Consider the following 22,377-nt stretch of genomic DNA (forward strand, 5'->3'; position numbering starts at 1 on the left):
TTCCGTATCGGTTGTAACCTGTACGCATGACGACACCCGGGGCGGTTCATGTCATCGGATCGGCGAGCTCACCGCAGGGCTACGCCGCGGAGGCCACCCTCCACGAGGGGACGATGATCACCGTGTGCCGCGCGCGCCGCGCGTCGGACGGGCAGCCGGTCGTGCTGAAGGGGCCGAGCGCCGGGCGGGCGTCGCCGCGCGCGATCGCGAGGCTCCGCCACGAGCTGGTGATCACGCGCGAGATCGCGCACCCGGGCGTCCTTCGCGTCCTGGACGTCGAGGAGAGCGACGGGGGGCCCGTGCTCGTCCTGGAGGACTTCGGCGGCGCGTCGCTCGATATCGTCTCGCGGAGCGAGCGGCTCGGCCTGGGCACGACCCTTCGGATCGGCATTCACGTCGCGGACGCCCTCGCGGCGCTCCACCACGCGGGCATCATCCACAAGGACGTCAAGCCGCACAACATCCTCGTCCGCCTCGATCCGCTGGTGGTCAAGCTCTCCGACTTCGGGATCGCGACGCGCCTGTCGCAGGAGGCGCCGAGGGCCGAGAACCCGGGCGCCGCGGAGGGGACCCTTCCGTACATGTCACCCGAGCAGACGGGCTGGATGAACCGCAGCCTCGACTGCCGGACGGACCTCTACTCCCTGGGCGTCACCCTCTACGAGCTGCTCACGGGCGCGCCTCCGTTCACGGCGCCGAGCGCCATGGAGCTCGTGCATTGCCACCTGGCCAGGACGCCGGCGCCGCCGCACGCCGCGTCGCCCGAGATCCCGCGCGTCGTCTCCGATCTCGTCATGAAGCTCCTCTCCAAGGCCGCCGACGATCGGTACCCGTGCGCCGAGGCGCTGCGCGCCGATCTCGAGGAGTGCCTCCGGAGGTACGAGGCCGACGGCCGCGTCGATCCTTTCCCGCTCGGCGAGCGCGACGCGGGCGGCCGGCTCTGGCTGCCGGAGAAGCTCTACGGGCGCGAGGCCGAGGCGCAGGCGATCGTGGCCGCGTGCGAGCGCGCTTCGGCCGGCGCCGGCGCCGTCGAGCTGTTCCTCATCTCCGGCCACGCCGGCGTCGGCAAGTCCGCCCTCGTCCGCGAGGTCTACAAGGTGCTCGCGCGGCGGCCCGGGTACTTCGTCTCGGGGAAGTTCGGCCAGCTCAGGCAGCGCACCCCCTACGCGGCCATCGCGCGGGCGTTCGGCGAGCTGTGCGAGCGCATCCTGTCGGAGGGCGAGGAGTCCGTGGCGCGCTGGAAGGCCCGGCTGAGCGCCGCGCTCGGCTCGATCGGGCAGGTCGTCGTCGACGTGATCCCCGAGCTCGAGCGCGTCGTCGGACCCCAGCCCGCCGTGCAGCCGCTCGGGCCGAGCGAGTCGAAGAACCGCTTCAGCCTGGCGTTTCAGACCTTCGTCCGCGCCGTCACGGAGGAGCACCTCCTCGTGCTCTTCATCGACGACCTCCAGTGGGCCGACCCGGCCTCGCTGAAGCTCCTCGAGCTCCTGATGACCGATCCCGACGTCCGCGGGATGCTCGTGATCGGCGCCTACCGCGACCAGGAAGTCGACGACGCCCACCCGCTGGCGAGGTTCGTCGGCGGCCTGCGGGCGGCGGGCGCGTCCGCCTCCGAGGTGTGGCTCGGGCCGCTCGAGATCGAGGACATCCGCCGGCTCCTCGCCGACGCCCTGCGCTGCCGCCTCGAGGACACGGACGCCTTCGCGGCGCTCATCCTGGAGCGGACCGCGGGCAACCCGTTCTTCATCCACCAGCTCCTGCACGCCCTCGCCGGCGAGGGGATCGTGCGCTTCGATCCGGCCGCGGGGGCGTGGGCGTGGAGCCTCGAGCGCGCCCGGAGCGCGGAGGGCGCCGAGGGCGTCGTCGAGCTGATGGCCGCGAAGATCCGGCGGCTCGCGCCCGGCGCGCAGCGCGCCCTCCGGCTCGCCGCCTGCGTGGGCCACCGCTTCGACCTCCGGACGCTCGCGCTCGCCGCCGAGCAGCCCCCGGGCGAGGTGGCCGCGGCCCTCTGGGAGGCCCTGCGGGCGGGCCTCGTCGTGCCCCTCGATCCCGAGTACCGCCTCGTCCACGCCGGCGACGCGGCGGTCGCGGGCAGGCTGCTCGAGGACCCTTCGTTCCGCGTCTCGTACCGGTTCCTGCACGATCGCGTCCAGCAGGCGGCGCACGCGCTCATCGACGAGCCGGAGCGGAAGCGGCTGCATTGCCGCATCGGCCGGCTGCTCGCGGCGAGCCTCGGCGAGGACCCGAGCGACGAGGATCTGTTCGTCGTCGTCGGCCACCTGAACCTGGCCCCGGCCCCGATCGACGATCCGGCGGAGCGCGGCGAGCTCGTGCGGCTCAACCTGGCCGCGGGGCGGCGCGCGCAGGCGGCGACCGCGTACGACGCCGCGTTCGGCTACCTGAGCGCCGCGGCGTCCGCGCTCGGCCCGGATCCGTGGGCCGGCGAGGCGGGCCTCGCCTTCGACGTCTTCGACATCTTCGACATTTATGCCGCGAAGGCCGAGTGCGCGTACCTGAGCGGCCGCTGCGACGAGGCGGAGGCGCTCTTCGACGCCCTCCTCGAGCGCGCCACGTCGGATGTCCAGCGCGCGCGCGTTTACTGCCTGCGGATGGTCCTCTACAACGCGCAGCACCGCTGGGGGGACTCGCTCGGTGTGGCGCTCAAGGGCCTGCGCCTCTTCGGCGTGGAGGTGCCCACCGAGGGCGAGGCGCTCGCCGCCGCGCTCCGCGCGGAGCTCGCCGAGGCCGAGCGCGGCTTCGCCGCCCGGCGGAGCGAGGACATCGTCGCGGGCCCGGAGCTCGCCGATCCGCGCGTCAGGATCGTGGTGGAGATGCTCGGCTACGGCTCGCCCTCGGCGTACATCGTCAACCTGCCGCTGGCCCAGCTCCTCGCCGTCAGGATGACGAACCTGTCGCTCCGGCACGGGATCTCGCCGATGGCCAGCGTGGCGTACGCGCTCCACGGCTTCTACCTGGCCGCGTTCTGGGGCCAGCCGCATGAGGGCTACAGGATCGTGCGGATGGGCGTCGCCCTGAACGAGAGGTACCGGGTCGACGCCATCAGGGCGAAGGTCGACTTCAACCTCGGGGTCGTCATGAGCCACTCGAGGCCGCAGCGAGAGGCGCTCGAGGTCCTCCAGCGGGCGCGGGTCGCCGGGATGGAGACCGGCGACTTCATGTTCGCGTCGGCGGCCTCCAACCTCGTCGCCCAGATGAAGCTCAGCCTGGAAGGCGAGCTCCGGCGCGTGCGCGAGGACGTCGGCGGGTTCCTGCGCTTCACCTCCCGCACGAAGGACCCGCTGTCGACGGCGGTCCAGACCGTCGCGCTGCAGGTGATCCAGAACCTCGAGGGGCGCACGCTGGACCGCGGCACGCTGAGCGACGCCGGCTTCGACGAGGACGCCTTCGTGCCGAAGCTCGACGTGATGGCCTTCGCGATCGTCGCTGGCTTCTACTACACGAACAAGCTCGCGCTCGCGTACCTCTACGGCGATTACGAGGGCGCGCTGCGGATGGCGCGCCGCGCGCACGAGCGGGCCCGCGCCGTGACGGGCCAGTACATCGGCATCGTCGATCTGCCGCTCTACACCTGCCTCACCCTCCTGGCGCTCGGCCCTCGGGCGAGCGGGGAAGAGGGCGGCGCGCTGGCCGAGATGCTCGCGTCGAACCACGACAAGCTCGCCGTCCTCGCGCGGGACTGCCCCGAGCTCCGGCACCTGGAGCTGCTCGTCCGGGCGGAGCGCGCGCGCGTCGCCGGGGAGGCGCTGGAGCCGATCCTCGAGCTCTACCAGCAGGCGAGCGACGCGGCGGAGAAGGCGGGGTACGTGCGCTACCGCGCGCTCGTCAGCGAGCTCTTCGGCAGGTTCCTCGCGGCGAGGCGCGTGCCGTGGCTCGCGCGTTCGTGCCTCGTCGAGGCGTACCAGGCCTACGCGCGCTGGGGCGCCACGGCCAAGCTGCGGCAGATGGAGGAGGCGTACGTCGAGCTGCTCCCCCGCGCGGCGGCGGGCCAGCCCGCGTCCGCGAGCGTCCTGTCGAGCCTGACCTCGGTCGGCTCGTCGACGACCGACACGGTGGCGCGGCGCGTGGCGCTGCTCGACGCGGCGGCGCTCATCCGCGCCGCGCAGGCGGTGGCGCGCGAGATCGACCTCGGCCGCGTGATGACGCGGCTGCTCCGGCTCGCCGTCGAGAGCGTCGGCGCCCAGCGGGGCGCGCTGATCCTGGACCACGAGGGCGGGCCGCGCGTGGAGGCCGTCGCCGAGGACGAGGGCGAGGTGCGCGTCGGCCCGTCGACGCCCGTGCGCGAGAGCGGCGCCGCCGCAGCGCGGGTGATCGAGCTCGCGATGCGCACCGGGAGCGCCGTCGTCGTGGCCGACGCCGCGCAGGACGGGCGGTTCGACGGCGACCCCTACGTCGCGGCGCGCAAGCCGCGATCGGTGCTCGCGCTGCCCATGGTGAGCCAGGGGGAGATCTCGGGCGTCCTGTATCTGGAGAACAACGCCGCGCCCGAGGTGTTCTCGCCCGCCCGCCTCGACGTGCTCGAGCTGGTCGCCGCGCAGGCCGCCATCGCCGTGAAGAACGCGCTGCTCTACGCGCGCCTCCAGGCGGCGAGCGACGAGCTCCGCAGGGCCAACGACGCGCTCGAGGCGGCCGTCGCCGCCCGCACAGCGGAGCTCTCCGCGGCGAAGGCGCAGCTGGAGGCGGAGCTCGTCGAGCGGGAGAGCGCCGAGCGGGCGCGCGCCGCCCTCCAGGAGGACCTCATCCGCGTGCAGCGCGAGCGGCTCGCCGAGCTGTCGACGCCGCTCATCCCGATCACCGACCAGATCATGGTCATGCCGCTCATCGGGACCCTGGACGCGGAGCGGGCGGACGAGGCGCTCGAGACGGCGCTGCACGGCGTGGCGGACACGTCGGCGCAGGTCGTCATCCTGGACATCACGGGCGTGAAGGGCGTGGACAGCAGCGTCGCCGCGACGCTCGTCCGGGCCGCGACCGCGCTGCGGCTGCTCGGCGCCGAGGCGGTGATCACCGGGATCCGAGGCCACGTGTCGCAGACGCTGGTCAGCCTCGGGATCGATCTCAGCGAGACCGTCGTCCAGGGGACGCTCCAGCGCGGGATCGCGTACGCGCTCCGGAAGACCGGCCAGGCGCGGCAGCTCGCCGCCATGGCCCCTCGCTGACGGCCCGCGGTCGCGGGCGCTCAGTTGGCGAGCTTGCTCGCCTCTCGCGGGCCGAAGATCGCCTCCCAGTTCGAGCGGTAGGCGTCGGTCGCGACCTGAGCGGGGCCTGACCGGGGCGACTCGCGCGCCGCCGGGAGGAGCACCTCCACGTCGAAGAGCCGCGCGTGCTCGGACCGCTGCGTCAGCTTCACGAGCTCCCCGTTCAGCGGGCGCCCGTGCTCGGTGGGCCGCAGCTCGCCGATCTCGAGCCGGTCCTCCCGGCTCCGGATCACCCGGAAGCCTTCCCCCTGCTCGACGGGGCCATGGATGAAGACGACATCCTGATTCGCGGCGGGCGCGGGCGTGTCCTGGTTCTGCGGGGGCTCGTCCTTGCCCATCGCGAGAGTTTCCCACGTTTGCCCCCCCGAGCGCCAGGTGAAGCGAGCGCGCGATCACCAGCTGTCACCGCCAGTCACCGCCTGCCGCCCATCGCTCACCGCCTCCGCCCCCGTTGCTCGGTGGCTCCGTTGCTCCCCGCGCCACAACGCTGCGCATCACGGCGGCGCGTGTTCACGTGGCACGTGGCGCATGGCCAGGGCCTCCAAAACTTGGCCAGCGCGGGGCTTACGCCGTACTGCCGGCCAATGGGCGCTCTGCACCGCGGAGGGCCCGCGACGGCGGACGCGGCTTCGCGGCGGAGGTATGGGCGTATGAACGGTCGAGGCGCAGAGGGAGAGGGCGTTCGCAAGGCGCCGGAATCCTTGGACAGGGAGCGCGAGGGCGGCGGCGAGCGGCGCGCTGGCGCCGGGCAGCGGGTCCGCGTCGAGGCGCTCGTCGCGGTCGGCGAGACGTCGGGCGGCGGCTTCGAGGCCGAGTCGATCGACATGTCACCCGAGGGGATGCGCCTGCGCACGGCGTACCTGCCGCGGGTCGGCGACGCCCTGATCTGTCGGTTCGACGGGCTCGGCAAGGAGCTGGTCGTCGAGGGCGAGGTCTGCTGGCGCGCCGAGCAGGCGCGCGGCGGCGAGTTCGGCCTGCGCTTCACCGGCCTCGACGCCGGGTCGGAGGAGGCGGTGCGCGCGATGTGCTCGTCGATCGACGCGGGCGCCGCGGGCCCTGCGCCGGCGCTCGCCGTCCAGGCCGCGGCCGCGTCGCCCGGGGCCGCGCAGCGGGGCTCCCGCGTGCGGCTCCACATCGAGGGTCTGGGCTCGCCGATGAAGGCGCGCGTGCGCGGCGGCGGGCTCGACGACCTCGAGGTCGGCTCCAACCTGGAGTTCCTCAAGGTGGGCCGCTCCCTCGAGCTGGAGGAGGTCGATCAGGGCACGCGCCGCGAGGCGTACATCGATCACGTGAAGGTCGAGGTCGACCCGGCGACGAGCGTGCCGCAGCTCGTGGTCACGCTGGCCTACGAGGCGCCCCGCGCGGCCAGGGCGCCGCGGCCGCGGCCCTCGTCGCCCGAGGCGCTCCCCCCGGCCCCGGCGCGATCTTCCCATGACGCCGGCGCGCCGGCGCGGGCGCAGTCGTCGCCGCCGCCGCAGGGCGAGCGCGCCGCTTCGCGACCGTCGTCGGCGCCGACCGTCCCGGCGCGCGATCATCAGAGCGAGCGCGCGGCTGCGCGGCCTTCCTCGGCGCCGACGGTTCCGGCGCGCGATCCTCAGGGCGAGCGCGCGACGGCGCGGCCTTCCTCGGCGCCGGCGGCCGAGCCTCGGGGCGAGCGCGCCTCATCGGGCGTGAGCGGCGGTGCGAGCGGCGGCGCGAGCGGCGGCGCGGCGGCCCACGCGGACGACGACCACGACAGCGACGTGTCGCCGGCGCTCTCGGCCCGGGAAGCGCGCGCGGGCGCCGAGGCGGCCCCGTCCTCCGCGGACGACGGAGCGCCGTCCTCCACGGGGAGCGCGGCCGAGGACGCGGGCGCCGAGGCGGCTGCCGACGCGCAGCCGGGCCGGCTGCGCGAGGTCGGCGAGAAGGCCGCGATGGCGGGCAAGGCGGTGGCGGGCAAGCTCGCGCCGGCGCTCGCCGGCGCCGGGGCGCGCGCGGCCACGGCGATGGCGGGCCTCGTGGCGAGGATCAAGGCGCGGCGCGCCGCGCGGGCAGGCGACGGCGACGGCGACGGGTCGGGCAAGGACGGCGGCCCGCGCCGCAAGACGGCGCCGCCGCCGGCTGGCGCGCTGAAGTCCGGCGGGCGCCGGCTGGTGCGCGAGGAGCCCGAGGAGGCGGCGGGCGAGGACGGGGAGCCGCCGCGCTTCAACAAGAAGGCGGCCGCGGTCGGCAGCTTCCTTGGGCTGGCGGCGGTGCTCGTCGTGTTCGGGGCGGCGCGCCTCTTGGGCCTGCGGGGCGGCGACGCGCCCGCGGCCGGGGCCGAGTCGGCCGCGGGCGCGCCGGCGCTGCCAGCGTCGGCGTCCTCCGGCGCGCCTGCCCTCGCGGCGGCCGCGGGGCCGGGCGGCGCGCTCACGGCGAACGTCCCGCTGTTCGGTGCGACGCCGCTGTCGACGACGGAGCCTGTGCCGCCGACGCCGCCGGCGGATCCGAGCGCGCTGGCCGGCGGCGCGCTCGCGCCGGGCGCGGCGGTCCCGGGCGGCCCGGGCGAGGACGACGAGGTGGAAGCGGCGGACGACGGCGACCGGGAGGGGCCGCGGGAGTGGGGGCAGGGGTCGGTGAGGAACCCCATCGTCCTGAAGCTCAAGATGGACGGCCCGATCGAGGAGCTGAACGGCGCGGCTGGCGCGATGGGCTTCACGGTATCGCTGCCCGATCGGCGGGCGCTGTCGTCGGGCAGCGGCCTCGCCCGCAAAGACAAGCGCATCGCGTCGGTGCGCGTGGTCAACACCGCGCACGGCGCGGAGGTCACCCTGCAGTTCAAGGACGGCGTGCCCGCCTACAAGGCGAAGGCGCGCGGCGATCGCCTGGAGATCTCGCTCGGCCGCGGCGAGTCGAAGAAGGTGGCGTCGAAAACGAAGCCCGAGAAGAGCGAGAAGCCCGAGAAGAAGAAGGGCGGCGACGCCAAGAAGAAGAGCGAGAAGGGGAGCGCCAAGAAGGACAAGGAGCGCTGAGGGGCGGTCGGCCGAGCAGGGCCGGCGGCTCGCAACGAACCGGGTCCGCCGCTGGTACCGAATCGCTCGACGATCGCCGATCCGCGCGGCGCGCCGCCCGCCTGGCGTCGAATCAGGGCTCGGCTCCTTCCTCTCCTCAGAGGAAGTAGTGGACCGTCAGGTTGACGGACCCGCTGCTGGCGTTGCTGCTCTCGCCCATGTACTCGTAGCTCAGGATCGTCCAGCGCCCTGTCATCTCGAACCCGAAGCCCTCCGGACGACCCCACAGAACGCCCAGCTCCAGCATGCCGCCCAAGGCGTCGTCGAACCGAGCATCGGCGCCGCCGAGGACGCCGTCGCCATAGAGGTGCGGGTTGAGCTCCAGGATCCCGCCCGCGGCCACGACGCCGTGCCACGAGCTGTCGATTGCCACCAGGCTTCGGACGGAGGCCATCAATGGGATGCGCTCCAGCTTGATCGAGCCATCGGCGTCGACGAGGGTGCTCTTGTACTTCCACCCGGCGTCCAGCCCGAGACCGAGTCCCACGCGATCTCCGAGCCAGAGAGGCGTCCAGGTCAGTCCACCGGAGAGGGAGACCCCTTCTCCGGCGTGGACGGCGGTCGTGGAGCCGTCCGAGTACGTGAGCTCGGCGAGCTCATCGCCGCCGAAGGCGAGGCCGAGCGAAGCGTGCAGCCCCAGAGACGAGAGCCATTCCCCGCGGCGCAGGGCCGGGGCGAACTCGTTCGGAGCGCTCTCCGCCTCGGGTGCTGCGGAGGGAGCCTCGGCGCGCGCCACGGATGCCCAACCCAGTATTCCCACCCCCAGCGCCGTGATCAGGATCTTCGAGTTGATGGTCATGGTTCTCGCTCCAATCCGAGCCGTCAGCCGGTGACGACGATGTTGTCGCGCACGCCGACGAGTACGCGTTTGCCAGCGCGGCTCTTCCCGACGTCGCGCGGCCTCTGAACGCCGTCATGCCGGCGATCGGTGCGGCGTCAGCCTTGGTGAAGGACAGGCACGCTGGCGTTGTGTGAGCCTTCGAGTGACGAGGCGATAGACAATGTGTTTGTTGCGTAATCTTGTCAACGGCGAAGCAGGGAGGGGTCATGGCGTCATGGCGGCATACCCAGCAGGCTTGGGTCGAACTCCCGGGAGCGCTCGCCACGGACGCCGCGCAAGGCTCGGTCGATGGATGCGCAGGAGCGTCGCGGTGGGGCCGACCCGCGCATGCCTCTGTCGCGGGATCGGGTGTTGCGGGTGGTGCTTCGCTTCGCCGATGAGGCCGGCCTCGACGCCGTGACGATGCGGGCTGTCGGCCAGCGCTTGCACGTCGAGGCCATGTTCCTCGACAAGCATGTCAATCATAAGGGCGATATCGTCGACGATCTCGTTGAGATCGTTGTCTCCGAGATACTTTGCCTTCGGCGCTGAGGGCGCCGCCGGGGGGGCGCAACGGATTGGATCCGTTGGGAGGGGGCGCCGCCAGGGGGTTGCGGCGGACCGGATCCGTTGGAGGGGGGCGTTGCCAGGGGGTTGTGGCGGACCGGATCCGTTGGAAGGGGGCGTCGCCAGGGGGTTGCGGCGGACCGGATCCGTTGGAAGGGGGCGTCGCCAGGGGGTTGCGGCGGACCGGATCCGTTGGAGGGGGGCGTCGCCAGGGGGTTGTGGCGGACCGGATCCGTTGGAAGGGGGCGTCGCCAGGGGGGGCGCAGCGGATCGAGTCCGTTGGGAGGGGCGTCGCCAGGGAGGTCGCAACGGATCGAGTCCGCGGGGAGGGGCGTCGCCAGGGGGGGCGCAACGGATCGAGTCCGTTGGGAGGGGCGTCGCCAGGGGGTCGCAATGGGTCTGGGCCGTTGAGGGGGCCGCCGGGGCCGCGACGCGCGCTGACTGTCCGCGCCCTGGGCCCACGTCGCCGAAGGTCCTGCTTGATTCCCCATCCACGGCAGCCGCGGTAGGCCCCCGTGGCATAGGTGTTAACCATGCGCGTTCAGGGCCCCAAGCCAGCCCCCAGCAGCGACCACTGCCGTCGTGAACGTGGTCGTGGTCGTGGTCGTGAACGTGGTCGTGGTCGTGGTCGTGAACGTGGTCGTGGTCGTGGTCGTGAACGTGGTCGTGGTCGTGGTCGTGGTCGTGAACGTGGTCGTGGTCGTGGTCGTGGTCGTGGTCGTGGTCGTTAACGGCTCAGGCGTGAACGTGAACGTCTCGTCCCGTCAATCGTCGACCAAGGTACCGGCGGAATGTTCACGTCTACGATCATGTCGTCGACGACCACGACCACGACCACGACCACGACCACGACCACGTTCACGTTCACGTTCACGTTCACGTTCACGTTCACGTTGGTGAACGCTGGGGGGGGGCGCGCTTGGGGCCCTGAGCGCGACCGAACGACCTCCGCTGCCGCGGCCCTACACCGATCTCCCCGGCCCCACAGGCGGCGGGATCGACCACTCCGCGCTGTCCGACAACCGGGGCTCCGCCTCCTCCGCCGCGCTCCCGAAGAAGTCCACGACGTCGTGCCGCCTCGCCTCCGCGTCCGCGCGCCCGAGCTCGATGAGCTTCCGCGTGAACGAGCCGTCGAACAGGAGATAGCTCGCGAGATCCGCGTCGTTCTCCGCGCCGACGTCCACCAGCGAGAGCAGCCTCCGCATCATCGCCGGCCCGCCCTGCAGCTTGCCCGCCCTCACGTGCTCCGCCGCCAGGCGCCCGAGATCCACGCTCGGCCGCACCACCAGCGTCTCCACCCGCCGGTACGGCAGCGCCCCGCGCAGCGCCGCGGCCCCGTTGATCGATTGCAGGAAATCCGGGCCGAACGCCTGCTCCCCGTCCTCGATCATGTGGTTCACCCGCGTCAGCACCTCGAAATCGGTCTGGATGTGGTCGAGCAGGAACGCGTTCAGCACCTTGCCGAGCACGAGCGCCATCCCCGGCGGCTTGCCGCTGTCCCCCGCGTCGATGCTCCTCACCTCGCGCGACAGCCCGATCGCCAGGACGTGCGTCGCCCCCAGCCGCAGCGCCGGCGCGATCGGCGTGTTCTGCCGCACGCCCCCGTCCATGAACAGGTCGCGGCCGATCCGCACCGGCGGGAACAGGATCGGGATCGCCGCGGACGCGAGCGCGTGCTGCGGGCCGATCAGCGCCCCCCGGATGATCGTCCGCGGCGGCGCCGTCGTCGGCAGCGCCCCGTCCGGGCCCGTCTGCATGAAGATCACCGTGCGGCCCGTCCCGATCTCCGTCGCCGACACGCTCACCGCCGAGAGGTAGCCGTGGCGCAGCGTCCGCGCGATCGCGCGCCACGGGATCTCCCGCTCGACGAGCCGCTGCATCGGCGACACGTCGAACAGGCCCACCCCCTCCGACCCGCCCCCGAACAGCAGCTTCGGCATCGAGATCGCCTGCCGGACCCCGAAGCCGAGCACCGTCTCCAGCTTCAGCTGCGTCCACAGGTTGACGAGCCGCCGCACCCCCAGCGTCGGATCGTCGAGGTGCGCGGCGAGGTAACACGCGTTCACCGCGCCCACCGACGTCCCGCACAGGATGTCGATGCGCGGCGGCGCCCCGCGGAGGCGGGCGAACGCGTCGAGGACGTACGACAGCACGCCGACCTCGTACGCGCCCCGCGCGCCTCCGCCCGAGAGGATCACCGCCACCTTGCGCCGCGGCTTCGCCCCGGTCCTCGCGCCCGTTCCCGTCATGCCATCTCCCCGCGGCGGAGCGGGTCGTGCGCCGCCGCCGGTCCGTCCGCCTCCGCGGCGAGGACCCGCCGCACCACGGTGCGCTCCAGGAACAGCGCCCTGAGCCGCGCGTCGCGGATGTAGCCCGCCACCCTCCGCACGTGCGCCGCCGCGCGGTGGTACGCGTCCGTCGAGCTCGCCGGCGCGCCCTTCTGCAGCGCCTCGCAGCAGAGATCGCGCACCTCGATGCCGTACTCCGAGCTGCCCGCCTCGACAGCGCCGAGCGCCGTCCGCGCGAGCAGCACCCCGGAGTGGACCTCCCCCGCGTCCACCCGCGACGCCGCCTCGATCGCCGTCGCGTGGGCGTGGTAGCTCATCAGCCCCTGCGACTCGGCGAGCTGCCGCGCCTCGGAGGCGTTCGCGATCGCGCCCTGGATATCGCCTCGCGCCCTGGCCAAAAGGCCGCGGACGTTGCGCTCGTGGATCATGTCGTAGACGCTGCCGGTCACCGCGATGAGCGCGCCCGCATCGGCGCAGAGCGTGCGCGCGGCGTCGACATCGCCCGCCTCGAGGAGGATCCCTGCCGAGCAGAGGAGCGTGTCGGCCCGCGCATCCTGATCGTCATAGCGCTCGTGGGCCTCGCGCGCCCGCTTCATGTACGCCAGGCTCCGCGGTACGTCCCCGAGCTTCGCGTAGGCGTGGCCGATGTTGCTCAACGTTTTGGCGATCTGGAACCGGCCGCCGATCGCGAGATCGATGGAGATCGACGAGAGCCCGACCGCGATCGCGTCCTCGAAGCGCTCGAGCACGAACATCGCCACCGCGAGCGAGTTCTTCGCGCGCGCCTCGCTGCGGCGCGCCCCCACCGCGCGGAACACCGCGATCGCCTCGGCGTAGGCCTCCACCGCCTCCTGCACGCGGCCGACCCGGCGCAGGAGCACCCCCTTCGTGCGCAGCACCTCCGCGCGCGCCCGCGGCGTCAGCCCGCCCGCCTGCGTCACCCGGAGCGCGCGATCCGACGCGCTGATCGCGCCCTGGACGTCGCCGAGCTCGCGCAGCACCTCCGACAGGATCGTGAGCGCCTCGACCTCGAGCGCGGGACGGCGCGCGATGCGCGCGATCTCGGCCGCGCGCTGCGCCACCGGCAGGCCGCGGGCGAGGTAGCCGTCGTCGAGGTCGAACCGCGCGGTGCGCACGAGGGCGAGCGCCGCCCAGCGGGCGTGGCCGCTCTCCTTCGCGAGCTGGCGCAGCGCCGCGAGGTGCCGCCGCCGGTCGCGGCGGCGGCCGAGGTGGCGGAAGATCGCCTCCAGCGCCTCGTGCGCGATCATCCGCCGCGTGTCGCCGTTCGGCAGGAGCGACAGCGCGCGCTCGTAGTACCGCCGCGACAGCTGCGCCTGGTGCCCCGCGCGCGCGGCCCGCGCGGCGTCGAGGTAGAGCTCCGCCGCCGGCCCGGGCGCCTCGCCCCGCGCGAGGTGCTGCGCCACGATCGCCGCCGAGAGCCCCTGCGAGAGCGGCGTCGTCGAGAGGTGCTCGCCGAGCCGCCGGTGCATGCGCACGCGGCTCGCGCCGTCGAGCGCGAGGTAGGCCACGTCGCGCACGAGCGGGTGCCGGAAGTCCACCGCCCCGGCGCGGCGATCGCACAGGCCGCGGGCGCAGAGGCGCGTCACCGCCTCGTCGTCGGCGAGCCGCGTCAGGTTCAGGATGTCGTCCTTGAGCAGCGGCCCCCCCGCGACCGCCAGCCAGTTCACGACGTCGTGCTCCGCCGGCGGCAGCTCGCGCAGGCGGTCGCCGATGAGCTGCTCCAGCGTCGAGGGCAGCGGCTCGCCGCGATCCCCCGTCCGGTCGTGGCGCACGAGCTCGTGCCGCCCGCCCGGGTGCTCGACGATCTCCAGCGTGCCCCGCTCGAGGAGCGCGTCGATCATCTCGAGCAGGAAGAACGGGTTGCCGGCGACGCGCGGCACGAGCTCGCCGCAGACGGCCGCCACCCCGTCGCGCACGCCGAGGCGGGCCTCGACGAGGCGCATCTGCTCCTCGGCGCCGAGCCCGCGGAGCTCGATCCGCACGAGCCCCTCGATGAACGGGGTCACGCGCTCCTCGGGGCGCGTGAGGAGCAGCACGAGCACCGGGAGCCGCTCCGCGCGCTGCTTCAGGAGCTCCGAGAGCAGCTCCAGGCTCGGCCGGTCGGCCCACTGGAGGCCGTCGATGACGACGACGAGCGGCTGGTGGCGCGCCAGCGAGCCGAGCAGGTACTTCACGCCCCGCACCACCACGTCGCGGCCGTAGGCGGCCGCCTCCTCCTCGGGGTGCTCGAGCTGCTTGCCGGTGACGAGCTCGGCGAGCCGCGTGACGATGCGCGCGCCGAGCGGCGAGCGCGCGATGGGCCCGAGCAGGGCGCGGATCACGTGGGAGGCGTCGTCGATCGCGTGGTCGAGCCCCATCCCGGTGACGTCGCGGAGCACGTCGCAGACCGTGGCGAGCGGCAGCTCGCTCTTCACGGGCGAGCACTCGACGTGGAGCACGCGCGCGTCGCCGGGGAGCTCCGAGAGGAACGTGGAGATGAGCGCGCTCTTGCCGATGCCCATCTCGCCGACGATGACGCGCGCCACGGACTGGCCGCGGAGCGCGCCGACCGGCGGGCTCGATGGCCTGCTCGAGATGCTCGGGGGCCTGCTCTTCCGGCTCCCCGGCGGCTCGCTCTCGCCGAAGCGCGCGGGCGGCTCGACGTTGCCCTTCACGGGCGGCGAGATCGCCCGGTGGTAGGCCGCGTGCAGGTCGGCCCGCTCCGCGTCGCGCCCCACGAGGTCGTTCGGGGAGAGCGCGATCTCCGCCATGCGCTCCTCGCGGGTGAGCGGGCGCTGCAGCGCGTAGAGCCGCATCTGGTGCGGGACCGGGTAGCCGCGGGCGTCGTCGAGGTCGAGCGAGGGCGCGTCGCCCCAGCGGAAGTCGCGGCGGACGAGGCGGTAGACGCCGCCCGCGACCCACGTCTTGCCGAACGGGGTGCGGCTGCCGATGCGCTCGGCGAGGAAGTTCGCGGGCTCCTTGAGCGCGTGGTTGATGAGGTGCCCCTGCTCGTCGCGCTCGCCGTACGCGATGCCGCGGACGATGCCGATCGCGGCGCGGAGCTCGACGGGCAGGTCCTCCGACGCGCCCGCGAGCGCCTCGTGCACGTCGACCGCCAGCGAGGCCGCGTCGGCCGCGGCGCGCGAGGGGTTCGCGAGCAGCCCGACCACCGCGCGCGCGCTCGCGTGCGACTCCCACGACCAGATCGCCCCGTGCTTGAAGGCGATCGCGTCGAGGGTCGTGCGGATCGAGCGCCCGCTGCGCTTGCCGGCGAGCCGGCCCTGCGCCCCGAGCAGCGCGTCGACGCCCTCGATGCGCAGCGTGACCACGGCGACGTGGCGCACCTCGCGCACGGCGCGCGGCGCGCCCGTGCCCTCGGCGTCGCCGCCCGTGCGCGCGGCCGGCACCGCCGCGAGCGTCTGCGGCTGCGCCACCGAGCCGTCGTCCGCGGGCTGCTCCTCCGCGCCGTCCGCGCCCTCCATGCGCCGCGCGGCGCCCTCGCGCGCCTCCTCCGCGCGGTCGCGGCCGAGCAGGTGGGCCACGGTCTGCTCGACCGAGGCGTTGTCGACGAGCTCCTGCCGCGCGAGCAGCGCGCGCGCGACCGCCCCGGCCAGGTCGCGCGCGGTCTGGAAGCGGGCCTCGGGCTCGCGCTCCATGGCGCGCATCACGATCGCCTCGAGCTCCGCGGGGATGTCGCGCGCGTGCGACGACGGCGGGTCGAACCGGCCCTCCTTCACGGCCTGGAGCAGCGCCTCGTCGTCGAGCTTGCCGTACGGCGAGCGCATGGCGAGCAGCTCGTAGAGCACGACGCCGAGGGCGTAGATGTCGCTGCGCCGGTCGACGCGCTCGCCGCGCGCCTGCTCGGGCGACATGTACCCGAACTTGCCCTTCAGCACGCCGGGCTCCTCGCGGAACAGGTTGGCGCTGGCGATGCCGAAGTCGGCGATCTTCACGACGCCCTCGAGCGAGAGCAGGATGTTCTGCGGCGAGACGTCGCGGTGGACGATGGCGAGCGGCATGCCGCCCTCGTCCTTGCGCTCGTGGGCGTAGTGCAGCCCCTTCGCCGCCTCGGAGACGATGAACGCCGACACGAGCGGCGGGATCCGCGACTCCTTCTGCTGGGCGGCCCGCATCAGCTTGCCGAGGTCGAAGCCCTCGACGTACTCCATCGAGAGGAGCAGCCCGTCCTCGCCGTGGTCGGAGAACTCGTAGACCTGGACGATGTTCGGGTGGTTCAGGCGCGTGGCGAGGTGGGCCTCCTCCACGAACATCGCGCGGAAGCGCCGCGAGGCCCCGTGCGCGGGGAGGATGCGCTTGACGACGAGGAGCTTGTACGTCCCCTCGGCGCCCCGCTTCTTGGCGAGGAAGACCTCCGCCATGCCGCCAGCGCCGAGGCGGCGCTGGATCTCTAGGTCGGCGAGCTGGGACGGGTGCTTGGCCATGCAGCGAAGCGGCGCGCGGGCGCCCTGGCTGGGAGGCGCCGAGCGCGGTGAATCGGGTGACCGGTGATGAACGAGGTCCGCGCTCGGTTCCCCCGATCCATGGGAGGACTACGGGTTGACCCGCATGGTAGCGTCCCGCCCGCGTCTCCGGGGAGACAACCAGGGTGGAAAGGCGAATCTTTCTGGGTGGCTCGGGGATCCCCGCCGGGGGTGAGCCTGCCCGCGCGCCGCACATCCGCGATGGCGGCGCCGCCAGACCCCGGCCCTGACGCTTCGCTTGCAAGGCGCCCTCCCACGGCGCCCGACATCCGGCCGTTGCTGCGCCAGCAACAACAAAGCCGTTGCCGAAGCACAGGCCGTCTGTTAAAACGGATATCGCGTCTGTGATGAGAGACGCCGGGCGTCCGACCCCGGCCGCTGGCCGTTGGCCATTGGGCCGAGAGGCGGTGGGGTCGTCGTGTGCGCGCGCCCGAAACCTTGAGGGCTTGTCATGGACATTCGCGTGACAGAGGCGGACGTCGTCGTCGTGGGCGGCGGCAGCGCAGGCTCCACTGCAGCGGTGGAGGCGCAACAGCGGTTGCCCCGGGGGAGGGTCGTCCTCCTCGAGAAGGCGCATATCAAGCGGAGCGGCGCCATCGCGATAGGCATGGATGGGCTGAACAACGCCATCATCCCAGGGCACGCGACGCCGGAGCAGTACGTGAAGGAGATCACGGTGGCCAACGACGGCATCGTGAACCAGCGCGCCGTCTATGAATATGCGCGCAACAGCTTCGCGATGATCCGGGAGCTCGACTCCTGGGGCGTGAAGTTCCAGAAGACGCGATCGGGCGATTTCGACGTCAAGAAGGTCCACCACAACGGGAGCTACGTCCTCCCGATGCCCGAGGGCTACGATCTCAAGAAGATCCTGACGCGCATGGTCAAGCGCGCCGGCGTGAAGGTCGTCAACCGCGTGATGGCGACGCGGATCCTCGTCACCGACGGCCACGTCGCCGGGGTGATCGGCTTCGACACCCGGGAAGGACAACTCGAGATCATCAAGGCGAGGGCGGTCATCCTGTGCTGCGGCGCCTCGGGGCGGCTCGGGCTGCCGGCGTCGGGCTACCTCCACGGGACGTACGAGAACCCGTCGAACGCGGGAGACGGCTACTCGATGGCGTACCACGCGGGCGCCGAGCTCTCGGGCATCGAGTGCTTCCAGGTGAACCCGCTCATCAAGGACTACAACGGTCCGGCGTGCGCGTACGTGACAGGCCCGCTCGGCGGGCACACGGTCAACGCGCGGGGGAACCGCTTCATCGAGAGCGATTACTGGAGCGGGCAGATGATGCTCGAGTTCTACCGGGAGCTCCACTCCGCGAACGGGCCGGTGGAGCCTTATCTCTTCCCGATCGACGACGGCGAGCGCAATGCCTACCACCGGCTGCGCATCCCGGCCGAGGAGCAGCGCGCGTCGGCCTGACGAGCGCGCGAGAACGCGAGAATACGAGGTCAATCAAGCGATGGGTCACCTGCTCAACCGCGAATCCGTCAAGGCGCAGAGCGCCAGGTCCGTGGGCCACGCCGAGGCCGCCGTGCGGCTCGATCTGCCCGTCGTCATCGACGAGGCGTCGTGCATCAAGGGCTGCCGCATCTGCATCGACTCGTGCCCGGTCGATTGCCTCGCCATCGATCCCGAGACGAAGAAGGCCCGCATGGCCTACGACGAGTGCTGGTATTGCCTCGCGTGCGAGATCGATTGCCCCAAAGAGGCCATCACCGTGAAGATCCCCTTTCTCATCCGATAGCGACCCCACGGCGGAGACGACATGACACAGCCTTCGCTCGCGCGGGAACTCGAGGGCATCCTCGGGGATCCCGACCCCGGCGCGCGCCAGCTGGCGCTGACGCAGATAGAGGATCTCTCGGATCCGGAGATCATCCACCCCCTGATCGCGGCCGTCCGCGACGAGGATCCGACGGTGCGGGCGCTCGCGCTCGGGCACCTCGAGGATCTCGGCGACGCCCGCGCGGTGCCCGCCGTCGTCGGGGCGCTCGACGACGAGGACGCCAACGTGCGGGAGGCGGCCGCCACAACGCTCCGCGAGATCCGCGGGGCAGACGCCGCCACGCACCTCATCGAGGCGCTGGGGCACGCGAGCCCGTTCGTCCGCACCTCGGTGATCGTGGCGCTCCGCGAGATCCGCGACCCGCGGGCGCTCGCGCCCCTCGAAGGCGCGCTCGGCGACCCGGATCCCGAGGTGCGGCGCGAGGCGGTCCTCTCCCTGGCCTACCTGCGGCGGCCCGAGTCCGCGCCGGCGCTCCGCCCGAGCCTGCGCGATCCCGACGCGCGGGTGCGGCAGGTGGCGATCGGCGCGCTCGAGTCGCTGGGCGCGCCGGGCGAACCCGCGCTCGTCCAGGACCTCGTGGGGCTGCTCTCCGATCCGGACTGGCGGGTGCGGGTCGAGGCCGCCATCGTGCTCGGCCGCTCGGCGCACGGCCTCGCGGCGCCGTACCTCCGGAGCGCGCTCGACGACGGCGCCTGGCAGGTCCGGAAGGAGGCGGCGCTCGCGCTCGGGCGGCTCCGGGCCGCCTCGGCCACGGAGGACCTCGTCGGGCTGCTCGGGAGCGACCTCGCGGATCTGCGCAAGGCGGCCGCGCAGGCGCTCGGCGAGATCGAGGCGGCGGCCGCGGAGGCGCCGCTCCGCCGGCTGCTCGGCGACGCCGACGTCGAGGTGCGGAAGGCGGCCGGCCGCGCGCTCGATGCCATCCGGGCGGGGACAGGACGACATGAGACCTTTGCGAGGGATTGATCCGATGACCAGGGCACTTCGCGCGCTCGTCGTCCTCACGTTGCTCGCTGCGGTCGTCGCCGGGCTGTCGTGCAAGCCCGAGGCGAAGCAGACGATCCGGATCGCGATCGGGACGCAGGACACGACCATCAATTGCGCCACCGGCGGGCTGCTCATCCGGGAGCTCGAGCTGCTCGAGAAGCACCTGCCGAGGGACGGCAAGTACAAGGACGTCACCTACGAGATCGAGTGGAAGGACTTCACCTCGGGGCCGCCGCTGACGACCGAGATGGTGGCCGAGAAGCTCGATATCGGCGCGATGGCCGACTTCCCCGGCGTGCTGAACGGCGTGGCGTTCCAGAAGCAGGGGAGCCGCAGCCGCTTCATCGCCACGCTCTCCGGCAGCGCGCTGGGGAGCGGCAACGGGATCGTCGTGCCGAGCGGCTCCCCGGCCCAGGGCCTGAAGGACCTCAGGGGCAAGCAGATCTCGGTGCCGTTCGGGTCGTCGGCCCACGGCATGCTGCTCCGGGCGATCCGCGATCTCGGCTGGGACCCGGACAAGGACGTGACGCTCGTCTCGCAGTCGCCGGAGGTGGGCGGCTCGTCGCTCAAGGCGAACAAGATCGACGCGCGCGCCGATTTCGTCCCGTTCGCCGAGCTGTTCCCCTTCCGCGGCTTCGCCAGGAAGATCTACGACGGCTCCAGCGTGAAGGTGCCGACGGCGCACGGCGTGCTGGTGCGCGAGGCGTACGCGGAGAAATACCCGGAGATCGTCGTGGCCTTCCTCAAGGCCGCGCTCGAGGCCGACCGCCTGTTCGCGGAGGAGCCCGAGAAGTACAGCGAGCTCATCGAGAAGGTGACCGGCGTGGACGCCGAGGTCGCCTACATGTTCCACGGCCCGCTCGGCATCCAGACGCGGGACTTCACGATCAAGCCCGAGGTCCGACGCGCCCTCCAGGTGGCGGTCGACACGCTCACGCTGCTGAAGCGCACGGACACGACCCTCGATGTCGGCGCGTTCGTGGACGACCGGTACATCCGGCGCGCGGCGGCGGAGCTCGGGCTCGACTACGAGGCGCGGCTCGCGAGCTACGCGAAGCTCCCGCTGTCCGGGAAGGACGCGCTGTCCGGCGAGCCGATCGCCGAGCCGACGCTCGTCGCGCAGATCTGGGTCGCGGGCGAGCCGAAGGTGCGCGCGTACGCGAGCCCGGGCACGGCGCTCGCCGCGCTCGGGCAGCTGGCGATCGAGGGCAAGGAGATCCGCGCTGTGTTCGTGCACGATCGCGCGAGCGGGGTGAAGCTCCTCGCCGATCGCGCGTGGTACGCGAGGCGCCCGGACGGCGGCCTGTCGGCGTTCCTGGCGAAGGAGGACGCGGAGCGGTGGGCCGCGGAGAACGGCGCGGCGGTCGTCGACTTCGCGACCCTGCGGGCCGAGCGCGCGAAGCTCACGGCGGCGGCGCCATGACGATGATCTCCGAGCGCAGCGCGCCGGCCGGGGCGGAGCTCGCCGGGGGCGCGGCCTTCGCGCCCGCCCCGGCGAGCGCGGCCCGGCGGGGCGCGCCGTCCCCCGCGCCGGGCCGCGCGCCCCGCGAGGGGCGCCCGCGGCGCGACCTCCGCCGCGCCTTCCTGCGCGCCCTGTCCGTGGCGGCGTGCGTCGGCCTCTGGCAGTGGGCGTCGATGGCCCGCGCGGATCTCGGCGTCGTCACGTTCCTCAACGTGCCCGCGCCGACCGACGTCCTCGCCGCGGCGCGGGAGCTCTTCGCCTCGCCGAAGCTCTGGCAGCGTCGAGGGCGGCGAGCTCGTGAGCCTGCTCGGCCCGTCCGGGTGCGGGAAGTCGACGATCCTGAACGCCGTCGCCGGGTACGTGGCGCCGGAGCGCGGCAGCATCGTCGTCGGCGGCGAGCGGGTCGAGGGGCCGGGGCCGTCGCGCGGCATGGTCTTCCAGCAGAGCTCCCTGCTCCCCTGGAAGACGGTGCTGAACAACGTCGGCTTCGGCCTCAAGATGCGCGGCGTCCCCGAGCGCGAGCGCCGGGAGGCGTCCCGGCGCCTGCTGTCGCTGGTCGGGCTGTCGGGGTTCGAGGACGCCTATCCGGCGCAGCTCTCCGGCGGCATGCAGCAGCGCGTGGAGATCGCGCGGGTGCTGATCACCGAGCCGCGCGTGGTGCTGATGGACGAGCCGTTCAGCGCGCTGGACGCCCAGACCAGGCTCTCGATGCAGGAGCTCTTGCTCGACGTCTTCCGCCAGGTCCGCACGACGGTGCTGTTCGTCACGCACGACATCGACGAGGCCATCTTCCTGTCCGACCGCATCGCCCTGATGACCCGCCGCCCCTGCCGCGTCGGCGCGGAGATCGCGGTGCCGTTCGGGAGGCCGAGGACCGCGGCGATCGTGGGCTCGGGCGAGTTCGCGGCGATCAAGCGGCGGTGCCTCGAGGCGCTCCGCGACGAGCGCGCCGCCGCCGCGCACCGCCACGACCTGGAGGCCCGGACCAGCGCGTGAGGCGCGGGCCGGCGCGCCGTGCCCGGGCCGCGGGGGCGCGGCGCCTCGGGGCCGGCGGCGCCGGCCCTCGCGTACGCGCTTGATGTCCCGGGCGTTCCTCCTTACTACCGAGCCGAGAGGAGTGATCCCGATGCTCAAGAGATTCCTGCGGGTGACCGACGTGCCGTTCTCGGCCTCGGTCGGGTTGCTCGCGCTGCGCGTCGTTATCGGCGCCGCGTTCATGTTTCATGGCTGGGGGAAGATCCAGGCCCCCTTCAGCTGGATGCCCGCCGGCGCGCCCATTCCGGGGTTCCTGCAGGCGCTGGCGGCGCTCTCGGAGTTCGGGGGCGGCCTTGCCTGGATCCTCGGCCTCCTGACGCCGGTCGCGTCGCTGGGCCTCGCCGTCACCATGGCCGTCGCTGTCGCGTTTCACGTCTCGAGCGGCGATCCGTTCGTTGCGATGGGCGGACCCTCCTGGGAGGCGGCGGCGGTCTACCTCGGCATCTCCCTCGCGCTGCTCCTCGTCGGGCCGGGGAGGCTCTCCGTCGACGCGGCGGTCTTCGGGACGAAGCGCTGAGCGCTCGCGCACGCCCTCGCGCGGTCCGCGCGAGGGCGCCGCCGTTCGGGCTCGCGCGGCCGATCTGAGCCGCGCTTCCCTGCCTGCATCCGGCGCAGCGGATGAGGTCGGCTCGTGCTGGACCGCCCGGATGCATCCGGATCGGACGGCGTGTGTGCCGGCCAGTCTGCGCGTTTGAATTGCGCGCG

At 73.1% G+C, this 22,377-nt stretch carries 13 protein-coding genes and 1 pseudogene; 9 read left to right on the top strand and 5 right to left on the bottom strand.

Annotated elements, in window-relative coordinates; all coding sequences use genetic code 11:
• Positions 1–26: 26 nt before the first annotated feature.
• Complete coding sequence (locus tag WMF44_RS14925) at positions 27–5,174, top strand: AAA family ATPase (RefSeq protein ID WP_437299788.1); 5,148 nt, start codon at positions 27–29, stop codon at positions 5,172–5,174.
• A 20-nt stretch (positions 5,175–5,194) separates the two neighbouring features.
• On the opposite strand, the gene WMF44_RS14930 is transcribed toward WMF44_RS14925, so the two are convergent.
• Entirely contained in the window at positions 5,195–5,551 is a 357-nt protein-coding gene (locus WMF44_RS14930) for a hypothetical protein (protein WP_437299789.1), read from the bottom strand.
• Positions 5,552–5,914: 363 nt separating this feature from the next.
• Here WMF44_RS14930 and WMF44_RS14935 point away from each other — a divergent pair, with 363 nt between their 5' ends.
• Complete coding sequence (locus WMF44_RS14935; protein ID WP_437299790.1) at positions 5,915–8,203, top strand: PilZ domain-containing protein; 2,289 nt, start codon at positions 5,915–5,917, stop codon at positions 8,201–8,203.
• 136 nt (positions 8,204–8,339) lie between these two features.
• Here WMF44_RS14935 and WMF44_RS14940 read toward each other — a convergent pair whose 3' ends face one another.
• Positions 8,340–9,041, bottom strand: coding sequence for a hypothetical protein (locus WMF44_RS14940; protein WP_437299791.1), 702 nt, complete (start codon positions 9,039–9,041; stop codon positions 8,340–8,342).
• A 330-nt stretch (positions 9,042–9,371) separates the two neighbouring features.
• Here WMF44_RS14940 and WMF44_RS14945 point away from each other — a divergent pair, with 330 nt between their 5' ends.
• Positions 9,372–9,614, top strand: a complete 243-nt coding sequence (locus WMF44_RS14945) for a hypothetical protein (protein ID WP_437299792.1) — start codon at positions 9,372–9,374, stop codon at positions 9,612–9,614.
• A gap of 977 nt (positions 9,615–10,591) precedes the next feature.
• Here the strand turns inward: WMF44_RS14945 and WMF44_RS14950 are convergent.
• Both WMF44_RS14950 and WMF44_RS14955 read right to left on the bottom strand, forming a co-directional pair.
• Positions 10,592–11,878, bottom strand: a complete 1,287-nt coding sequence (locus WMF44_RS14950) for a patatin-like phospholipase family protein (RefSeq protein ID WP_437299793.1) — start codon at positions 11,876–11,878, stop codon at positions 10,592–10,594.
• Positions 11,875–16,359 (bottom strand): serine/threonine-protein kinase, encoded by a 4,485-nt coding sequence (locus WMF44_RS14955; RefSeq protein ID WP_437299794.1) that lies wholly within the window; start codon positions 16,357–16,359, stop codon positions 11,875–11,877. The genes WMF44_RS14950 and WMF44_RS14955 overlap by 4 nt, the downstream gene beginning before the upstream one ends.
• A gap of 490 nt (positions 16,360–16,849) precedes the next feature.
• Here WMF44_RS14955 and WMF44_RS14960 point away from each other — a divergent pair.
• The 4 genes and pseudogenes from WMF44_RS14960 to WMF44_RS14975 form a co-directional block, all read left to right on the top strand.
• Positions 16,850–17,734 (top strand): annotated as a pseudogene (locus WMF44_RS14960) (FAD-dependent oxidoreductase); the annotation flags it as partial.
• 130 nt (positions 17,735–17,864) lie between these two features.
• Positions 17,865–18,149: a 4Fe-4S dicluster domain-containing protein gene (locus WMF44_RS14965; protein ID WP_012235387.1), complete on the top strand. Its 285-nt coding sequence runs from the start codon at positions 17,865–17,867 to the stop codon at positions 18,147–18,149.
• Positions 18,150–18,170: 21 nt separating this feature from the next.
• Positions 18,171–19,154 (top strand): HEAT repeat domain-containing protein, encoded by a 984-nt coding sequence (locus WMF44_RS14970; RefSeq protein WP_437299795.1) that lies wholly within the window; start codon positions 18,171–18,173, stop codon positions 19,152–19,154.
• A 4-nt stretch (positions 19,155–19,158) separates the two neighbouring features.
• Entirely contained in the window at positions 19,159–20,598 is a 1,440-nt protein-coding gene (locus WMF44_RS14975) for an ABC transporter substrate-binding protein (protein ID WP_437299796.1), read from the top strand.
• Here WMF44_RS14975 and WMF44_RS14980 read toward each other — a convergent pair.
• The gene (locus tag WMF44_RS14980; protein WP_437299797.1) at positions 20,579–20,839 is read right to left on the bottom strand and encodes a hypothetical protein; all 261 of its coding nucleotides are present in this window, start codon (positions 20,837–20,839) and stop codon (positions 20,579–20,581) included. The two genes, WMF44_RS14975 and WMF44_RS14980, sit on opposite strands and share 20 nt — an antisense overlap.
• On the opposite strand from WMF44_RS14980, the gene WMF44_RS14985 reads away from it, so the two are divergent.
• Both WMF44_RS14985 and WMF44_RS14990 read left to right on the top strand, forming a co-directional pair.
• Positions 20,824–21,633 (top strand): ABC transporter ATP-binding protein, encoded by an 810-nt coding sequence (locus WMF44_RS14985; RefSeq protein WP_437301564.1) that lies wholly within the window; start codon positions 20,824–20,826, stop codon positions 21,631–21,633. The genes WMF44_RS14980 and WMF44_RS14985 overlap by 16 nt on opposite strands.
• Positions 21,634–21,763: 130 nt before the next feature.
• A complete protein-coding gene (locus WMF44_RS14990) occupies positions 21,764–22,189 on the top strand; it encodes a DoxX family protein (RefSeq protein WP_437299798.1) in 426 nt (141 codons plus the stop codon).
• Positions 22,190–22,377 lie beyond the last annotated feature (188 nt).

Source organism: Sorangium sp. So ce426 (assembly GCF_051475585.1).
GTDB lineage: Bacteria > Myxococcota_A > Polyangia > Polyangiales > Polyangiaceae > Sorangium > Sorangium cellulosum_B.

Excerpts from the sequence above, each read along its gene's own strand:
- WMF44_RS14925 (WP_437299788.1), top strand. The coding sequence starts at position 27 with ATGACGACACCCGGGGCGGTTCATGTCATCGGATCGGCGAGCTCACCG.
- WMF44_RS14930 (WP_437299789.1), bottom strand. The coding sequence starts at position 5,551 with ATGGGCAAGGACGAGCCCCCGCAGAACCAGGACACGCCCGCGCCCGCC.
- WMF44_RS14940 (WP_437299791.1), bottom strand. The coding sequence starts at position 9,041 with ATGACCATCAACTCGAAGATCCTGATCACGGCGCTGGGGGTGGGAATA.
- WMF44_RS14945 (WP_437299792.1), top strand. The coding sequence starts at position 9,372 with ATGGATGCGCAGGAGCGTCGCGGTGGGGCCGACCCGCGCATGCCTCTG.
- WMF44_RS14950 (WP_437299793.1), bottom strand. The coding sequence starts at position 11,878 with ATGACGGGAACGGGCGCGAGGACCGGGGCGAAGCCGCGGCGCAAGGTG.
- WMF44_RS14955 (WP_437299794.1), bottom strand. The coding sequence starts at position 16,359 with ATGGCCAAGCACCCGTCCCAGCTCGCCGACCTAGAGATCCAGCGCCGC.
- WMF44_RS14965 (WP_012235387.1), top strand. The coding sequence starts at position 17,865 with ATGGGTCACCTGCTCAACCGCGAATCCGTCAAGGCGCAGAGCGCCAGG.
- WMF44_RS14970 (WP_437299795.1), top strand. The coding sequence starts at position 18,171 with ATGACACAGCCTTCGCTCGCGCGGGAACTCGAGGGCATCCTCGGGGAT.
- WMF44_RS14975 (WP_437299796.1), top strand. The coding sequence starts at position 19,159 with ATGACCAGGGCACTTCGCGCGCTCGTCGTCCTCACGTTGCTCGCTGCG.
- WMF44_RS14990 (WP_437299798.1), top strand. The coding sequence starts at position 21,764 with ATGCTCAAGAGATTCCTGCGGGTGACCGACGTGCCGTTCTCGGCCTCG.